Raw genomic sequence first — 7046 nt, forward strand, 5'->3', positions numbered from 1 at the left:
GGCAGCCTCGCGGACCTGCAGGCGACGCACCAGCACCGTGAGCACCGTGCCGCTGACCGCCCACAGCACGGCCGAGGTGATGAGCGAGGCGACCCGGAAGTTCCAGAGCACGTCCCCGGGGAAGTCGCCGATCTCGTCGACGGCGGGCATCAGGATGCTGGCAAGCGCCATGACCGCCAGGTAGGTTCCCGCCCCCGCCAGCACCGCGTCCTGAATTCCGCGCGCGGAGAACAGCTTTGCCGCGAGCGTCGTGCCTGCGGCCGCGGCGACCACAGAGACGACCACGAAGGCGAAGTACAGGACGGTTCGCTGGCCGATCGTGTCGGCGTCACCGACGCCCGGCGGCGACGCTGGGTACTTGAGGAACGGCACCAGCACCACCGCCACGTAGCCGATCGAACTCATTATTGCCGCCGCACCTGCGGGGGAGAGGCCGGCGACGCGGCCCATCGCGCTGGCGGCGACCAGTGCCAGCACCCCGCCGATCGCCACCCCGACCGCCACGGTTCCCGTGGCAAGACCCCAGGTCGACTGATCCTGTCGGCTGACGGCGGCAGCGCCTTCGTCGTGGGAATGGGCGGGCTCGGCTCCGTCGTGATGGTCGGACCCCGCTGGTGCGGCGCCGGACTCCTCGATGGCAATGGCGCTCTCCACTTGCGGTTCTCCTACCAGGTAACCGACGGCGAAGGTGACGAGACCTGCCAGCAGGCCAGCGAGCAGCCCGCGGATCAGGAAGGCGCGAGTAGTCATCAATGTCTCCGAGGGGTTGGCGATCAGTGGCAGGGGAAGCCGAGCAGGTGCCTGGCGTCGTGGACCCATTCGTGGACTCCCGTGCCCGCGAAGGCCGACACGGCGCCTTGCTCAGTGCCGACGAAGTACAACGTCAGCAGCGCTAGCAGGCCGTAGAACACCGCCCATGGCACGATCTTCGCAATCGGGATCGAGGGGACGTCGAGTTCGGGTGTCAGGACGGCGCTGTGGGACATGGCTTCTCCAATGTGTGGTGGTGGCGGGCTGGGTGAGGGTGCGAGTCAGTCGCGGTGGTGGTCGTCTTAGTGGTGGTCGCCGTGATGGTCGTCGCCGTGGTGGTCGTCGCGGTGATGTTCGTCGTCGTGGTCGCGCTCGCGTGGGCCGACGTAGCCGTCGGCGAGCAGGCCATGGTCTTCGACGACACGCGCAAGGGCTTCGACCCAATGGTCGTAGTACTGCCAGGACTCTGATCCGTCGCCCTTCTTCTCCCACGTGTCGATCGCCCGGATCAACTCACCCTGGAAGTCGTCCCAGCTGTAGTGGTCGAACTCCGACAACGCTACGGCTAGACCGAAAGCCCTTCGTTGCCACTCGGATTCGAACATCGGCTGGTTGGTGTCGGTGACACAGCTGTCGTGAAAGTGGACCTTGCCCGATTCGTCGTATTGCACGTCGTTCGCGGTCATGCGTTGCTCCCCACTGCGATTGAAGGTGGTTCGACGACCGCCACGCCGATCATCGATTCCGTCGTGACCAGCGCGGCGAGCTGCTCCTCGGACCAACCGTCAGTGCCATCGGGACGGGAGGGGACGACGAACCACCGGGAGTGGCCACTGGAGTCCCAGATCCGCACCTCGGTGTCATCGTCTAGCGGGACGCCGAGTTCGGTGAGTACGGCCCGTGGTTCGCGCGCCGCGCGGGCCCGGAACACCGGATCCTTGTACCAATACGGCGGAAGGCCCAGCACCGGCCATGGGAAGCACGAGCACAGCGTGCAGATCACCAAGTTGTGCACGCCGGGCTCGTTCACCACCGCGGCAATGTGCTCGCCTTCGGCCCCGGCCATACCCTCTGGGAGGTCGAGCTGGGCGATGGCGGCGGGCGCGTCCCTGGCGAGCAGTGCCGCGAAGTCGGGATCGACCCACGACCGCGCGACGATCTTCTGGCCGTTCAGCGGTGTCATCTCGGACTCGAAGTAGCCGAGGACCTTGTCGACCGTCGTGGCGGTGATGACGCCCCTTTCGATCAGGAGTGCCTCCAACGCTTGTACTTTCGCTGCACTGGCCGCCTCGCGGTCGGGCGGGTAGTCGAACTGTTCGGTCATGGTCAGGGTGCCTCTTCCTGGTTGGTGGCGGCGGTCAGGTACGGCTCGTAGAGCTCGGCGTACAGGGGGCTGGGATTCTTCTCGGCCGTCGCACCCCAGAGACCGGCGCCTTCGAAGCGAACGATGTACACCGGGACCGGTTCGCCAAGTCCGTCCCCGCCGGTGGAGCAGAAGTAGGTGTAGTTGCCTTCGGAGATCGACTCGACGACGCCCGTGTGCCCACGGAGATACCCGGGAAGCCGAGTGTGGTCGCCGCTGGGGGGATTGGCGATCTGTACCGTGTCTCCGACGGCGAACTGCGGCGTCGCCGGACCGCGCCGTGGCGAATCGCCCTCGCGCAGATAGCGGATGACCTGTTCGTCGACGCCATCGCTCTCGCGCTGAGGCAGTTGCGCCTCTGCCGCCGTGCGGCATTGCTCGGTGAGCGCGTCGAGTTCGCCCTCCGATATGTAGCCCTGCGCCACGCAGTACGCGCTGATGCCACCGAGCCACTTCTCGTAGTAACGGAACTTGAAGTAATCGAACGGGTTCATCGCCTCCGCGCCCTTGCGGAGGTCGGCCCAGGTCCACGTCGTGTGGAAGGACGTCTCGACCGCGTCGAGCTCGTATCCCGGAACCGCCTGTCGCAGTGAGTCACTCAATCCCATCAGCGCGGTGTGGATACCGAAGATGCGCTTCTCCCAGTCTTCGACGAACACCCTCTTCTCGAAGTTGACGGGGCCGAGGCCCTCGAGGCCTCCGAGCGTGTGCTGGAGCTTCATGCGGTCGCTTCCTCGCTTTCCTGCCGGGTGGTGGTCATGACGTTGGCGAGGGCTTCGGACGCGATGCCGAACAGCCCGCCGAGCAGCATGGCCGTGACGACCATCAGGACGGGGTTCCCGATGGAGTCGGTGTAGACGATCTCTCGACCCGTCACCGCACTGGTGCCGACCGTGGAGGCGAAGCCCCACACGATGGCGGGGATCGCCGCCAAGAGTGGCACCCGCGACACCGCCACCATGAGTGCGCTTCCGATGCCGACGACCACGCCGGTCAGCCACACTCCGAAATCCGCTTGCTGCGAGACGAGAAGGCACAGCGATGCGATGACGATCCCGGTCAGGTTGCTCGACGCCGATTGCAACAGCCCTCGCGGGCCGCCGCCCAGGATGAAGAAGGACGCCCAGGCGATGAACACCACCCAGACGGGTACCTGGACGACCTCGGCGGTCAACCATACGGCGATGGCGCCGAGGACCCCGATGCTGATTGTGAGTGCGTTCTTTTCTGACACGCGAAACTGCTTTCAATTGTGAAGGGCTGCTGCCGTTTTCGAATGTCATCAACGCCGACGACACGGGGTCTGCTGAAGATCGCCGATCATTGGCAACGCCCCGGTAACAGAACGCGGATAGCTTGACTCCGTCGCCTCCCAGCGCACGGACGTCGATCGGTTCTCCCAGATCGACGCTGACCTGTGCAGTCGAGTTTCGTACGTGAGCGGGGTAGACGGAAGGGCAGCACAGGACACATGGCCGACGATTACGGACACGCCGGAGTGAACGCACCCAAGACGGTGGTGTTCGCTCTCTACGACAAGGTGACGCTGCAGGACGTGGCGGCACCATTGGAGATCTTCGCGCGCGCCAACGACTTTGGGGCCAGATACGAAGTACTGCTTGCCTCGACGACGGGCGGGCCCGTCGCCACCACCGCCTTCGCGTCACTCAACGCCGACACCAGACTGGCAGTGGTACCCGAGTTCTTCGACACGCTCATCGTCCCGGGTGGCGTTCCTGCCGACTTCACCTTCACCCCCGGCGAACACGACATCCCCGAGGAGCAGACCCCGGACGTCGTCCAAGACGCGCTCGAGATGGTGCGCGTCCTGGCGCCGCGGGCGCGCAGAGTCGCCTCGGTGTGTACCGGCGCCTTCGTGCTCGCGGCGGTCGGCCTACTGGACGGCCGGCGGGCGACCACCCACTGGGCGCACTGCCACGCGTTGGCTCGCGACTACCCCAAGGTGCAGGTCGACGCCAACTCCCTCTTCGTCCAGGACGGCCCCTACATCACCGGCGCAGGCATCAGCGCAGGCATCGACATGGCGCTGGCACTGGTCGAGAGCGACTATGGCCCCGCCGTGGCACGCCGCGTGGCGCGCTGGATGGTCGTCTTCCTCCAACGACCGGGCGGCCAGGCCCAGTTCAGCGTGTGGGCACAGGCCGACCTTCCGGTCCCGCGTGGCCTGCGCGAGATTCTGGATTCCATCGTCTGCGATCCCGGCGCCGATCACTCGATCGCGGCGCTGGCCGTGCGGGCGGCCGTCAGCGAGCGGCACCTGGTACGCATGTTCGGCGAGCAGGTCGGTATGACGCCGGCCAGATTCGTCGAGCAGGCGCGCCTGGAGGCCGCGAAAGTGCTTCTGGCAACGGGGGATTACAGTCAGGAGGCCATCGCACGCCGGGCAGGCTTCGGCGGCCCGGACACCATGCGACGCACCTTCCGCCGCAACCTGGGAATCTCGCCTGGCACGTACCGGAACCGGTTCCGCACGACGGGCATCGACCGAGCGGGGTAGTTCCGCGGCCACTGGCGTGGAAGGCAACGAGGTCGGCGATCGCGTCGTCGAGCTCCCGAAATTCGGAGCGCCGCCATGGGCGCCATCGGCGCGAAGGTCCGCCGCCAGGTCAGCAATGGCGCGGGCAGGCGCTGACTCGGCTGACTCGAAGCGACACGCAATCGCGGGGAGCTTGGCTGCCCGTTGCCCGTGGCCAGAGGTTGCCTCCGCTGGCCGAGGACATGCCCCCGATTGGTTTCCGGTGCCACCGCGTGGGCGCGGCGCGGGCAACGCTCGACACGCCGTAGCCCAGCGAATACAGTTCCCTTTGTTGAGCTCGAATTGTGGTTTGCTGTAGCAACACGATCTTCGTGGCTAGGGGGTTCCTGCTTCGTGACACGAATGGCGCATCTGATCGACCACCTGCCGACACTCGGTGACTCCGAGGGCCCCGTCGCGGGTTCTCCCCGGGTATCGCGCGGGTCGTGGATCAGAATTGCCATCGCGTCGTTGGCAACGGTGCTCGGCCTGTCGGCATGGCAACTGGGCTACTTCACAGCGGGTTCCGAGCAAGCGTCGATGCCCGACCCGGTCCCTCCGCCGGTGGCTGCCGCGCCCGCCAAGCCAACCAGCCCGGTGGCGCCGTCGCCCACTTCGACGGCGGCGCCGATCGACCGCGGCTTCACCAACCCCGCCGCCCGCTGCGACGCACCGTTGCAGATGGTCGTCGCCGGACGCACCGCATCGTCGTTGGTGGTCGTGTGCCGGGAGCCGGGCGGGCGCCTCGTCTACAAGGGCGTCCGACTAAGCCTTGGCGCGGGTACGCAGATCGACGGCGTGACGGCGACGGCGGGCACTTTCGTGGCGCGCAACGAAACGGCTACCTACACCTTGACGCCAAAGGAACTGGTGATCGCGATGCCAGGTGCTCCCGTCGCCAGGGAACCGATCCTCGAGTACCGGACGCCAAGGGCCACACCCCCGGCCCGGGTACCCCGGTCCGTGCCGCCGGCCCCCGCTGCGCCGAGGCCCGCGCCTCCCGCTCCCGTCGCCGCGACGAAGAAGCCTGCGCCATCGGCGGCGGCGGCGGCGCCGAAGCGCCCACCGGCAGCGGCGATCACGACGCCGTTCGAGAAGGCGGGCACCGGCGCTGGTCAGGTGAGCTTCACTGCCGACGATCCGTGGCGACTGCGCTACTCGATGACGTGTCCGGCTGGAAAGCCCATCAGCGGATACATCAGCGCGGACAGTTCGACCGGGAACATCTACTACGGCGCCTTGCGCGGCGGAGCTGCCGACCCCTCGGTGGCGAGCGGCTCCAGCCTGGTGAAATCGACGTCGGGGACGGTCGCCATCGACGTCATCCCGGGTGGTGAAGGATGCGCATGGACGGTGTCCGTCAATTGACGATCGTGGTCTCGCGCCCGCTGGTGCGGCCGGGTTGTCGTTGAGATTCCGGAATGTCAGCTGCCTCAATCATCTTGAGGGCGAGCGTGAAACGCGTTCTGTACGGCTAACGCCAAACCAGCCCGACGGCGGTCGTGCACCGCGCTGGGCTCCGAAGCTGAGGCAGCGACCTGCAGTGAGGCGGGCGACCAGCTCAACGCAATCGCCGTGACCATCGACAGCACGTCGGCCGGATCGTATGTGCCGTCGACGTCCCCGGCGCACTGCGCCGCGGCGATCAGGGCGATCTTCCCGGCATCCGGGCTGTGGGGGAGAAGGTCGCCCATCGGGTTGCGTTCCAGGCGCATCCATGCGGCGAGCCGGACGAGCGCGGGTCGGTCGAGGCAGATGTCGTACAGCGCGACGGCGTAGGCGGGCAGGTCGGTGGCATCGAGGGGGACCGCGTCGATCAACCACGCAACGTGGTGGTCGAAGACCGCGTCGAACAGGCGTTCCTTGCTCCCGAAGTACTGGTAGAGCTGCGCCTTGTTCGAGCGCGCTGTGGCCACGATGCGATCCACCCTGGCGCCCGCGATGCCACGTTGGGCGAATTCGGTGGCTGCGGCGTCCATCAGGCGTTGTCGCGTGGCCTGGCCACGAGCGGTGGGCGCGGTCTGCATGGACGCATTCTAAACCGACCAGTTGGTTTGATGACCAAGGCAAGGCGTACGCTAAACAGACTAGTTGGTTTGCTTATTGAGGAGGGTCGATGACGCGACGGGTACGAGGGCTGGCTGCCACGGCTTCCGACCAGGAGCTTCGGGAATGGGAGTTCGAACGCAGGGACCTGCGGCCCGACGACGTCGCGGTGCGCATCACCTTCTGCGGCGTCTGCCACACCGATCTGCACGCCTGGCACGGAGAACCCGCGTACGGCAACGTCTTTCCGTTGGTTCCCGGGCACGAATTCGTCGGAGTCGTCGCAGCCGTCGGGGACGACGTCAGTGACTTCGCCGTCGGAGACGCCGTCGCCGTGGGCAACATCGTCGA

Annotated in this window: 10 protein-coding genes; 3 read left to right on the forward strand and 7 right to left on the reverse strand. The window is 66.8% G+C overall.

All coding sequences use genetic code 11. From position 1 onward, the window contains the following. From ABW137_RS04395 to ABW137_RS04420, 6 genes are all read right to left on the reverse strand, one after another. A partial coding sequence (locus tag ABW137_RS04395) for a CbtA family protein (protein WP_526397264.1) occupies positions 1–750 on the reverse strand: 750 nt, incomplete at its 3' end. Positions 751–773: 23 nt separating this feature from the next. Then, positions 774–986, reverse strand: a complete 213-nt coding sequence (locus ABW137_RS04400; RefSeq protein ID WP_526397266.1) for a CbtB domain-containing protein — start codon at positions 984–986, stop codon at positions 774–776. 66 nt (positions 987–1052) lie between these two features. After that, complete coding sequence (locus ABW137_RS04405; RefSeq protein WP_526397268.1) at positions 1053–1436, reverse strand: nitrile hydratase accessory protein; 384 nt, start codon at positions 1434–1436, stop codon at positions 1053–1055. Then, the gene (gene nthA, locus ABW137_RS04410) at positions 1433–2074 is read right to left on the reverse strand and encodes a nitrile hydratase subunit alpha (RefSeq protein WP_526397270.1); all 642 of its coding nucleotides are present in this window, start codon (positions 2072–2074) and stop codon (positions 1433–1435) included. Before nthA ends, ABW137_RS04405 begins: the two co-directional genes overlap by 4 nt. A 2-nt stretch (positions 2075–2076) precedes the next feature. Beyond that, positions 2077–2835: a nitrile hydratase subunit beta gene (gene nthB / locus ABW137_RS04415; protein WP_526397272.1), complete on the reverse strand. Its 759-nt coding sequence runs from the start codon at positions 2833–2835 to the stop codon at positions 2077–2079. Continuing rightward, positions 2832–3347, reverse strand: a complete 516-nt coding sequence (locus tag ABW137_RS04420; RefSeq protein WP_526397274.1) for a DUF1097 family protein — start codon at positions 3345–3347, stop codon at positions 2832–2834. Before ABW137_RS04420 ends, nthB begins: the two co-directional genes overlap by 4 nt. Positions 3348–3584: 237 nt before the next feature. Between ABW137_RS04420 and ABW137_RS04425 the strand changes: the two genes are divergently transcribed. After that, positions 3585–4631, forward strand: coding sequence for a GlxA family transcriptional regulator (locus tag ABW137_RS04425; RefSeq protein ID WP_526397275.1), 1047 nt, complete (start codon positions 3585–3587; stop codon positions 4629–4631). Positions 4632–5003: 372 nt separating this feature from the next. Beyond that, positions 5004–6017: a hypothetical protein gene (locus ABW137_RS04430; protein WP_526397277.1), complete on the forward strand. Its 1014-nt coding sequence runs from the start codon at positions 5004–5006 to the stop codon at positions 6015–6017. Between the two features lie 65 nt (positions 6018–6082). Here ABW137_RS04430 and ABW137_RS04435 read toward each other — a convergent pair whose 3' ends face one another. After that, positions 6083–6676: a TetR/AcrR family transcriptional regulator gene (locus ABW137_RS04435; protein WP_526397279.1), complete on the reverse strand. Its 594-nt coding sequence runs from the start codon at positions 6674–6676 to the stop codon at positions 6083–6085. 89 nt (positions 6677–6765) lie between these two features. On the opposite strand from ABW137_RS04435, the gene ABW137_RS04440 reads away from it, so the two are divergent. Continuing rightward, on the forward strand, positions 6766–7046 hold a 281-nt coding region (locus tag ABW137_RS04440; RefSeq protein ID WP_526397281.1), incomplete at its 3' end, for an alcohol dehydrogenase catalytic domain-containing protein.

The sequence above is a fragment of the Mycobacterium sp. genome (genome assembly GCF_040509115.1).
GTDB lineage: Bacteria > Actinomycetota > Actinomycetes > Mycobacteriales > Mycobacteriaceae > Mycobacterium.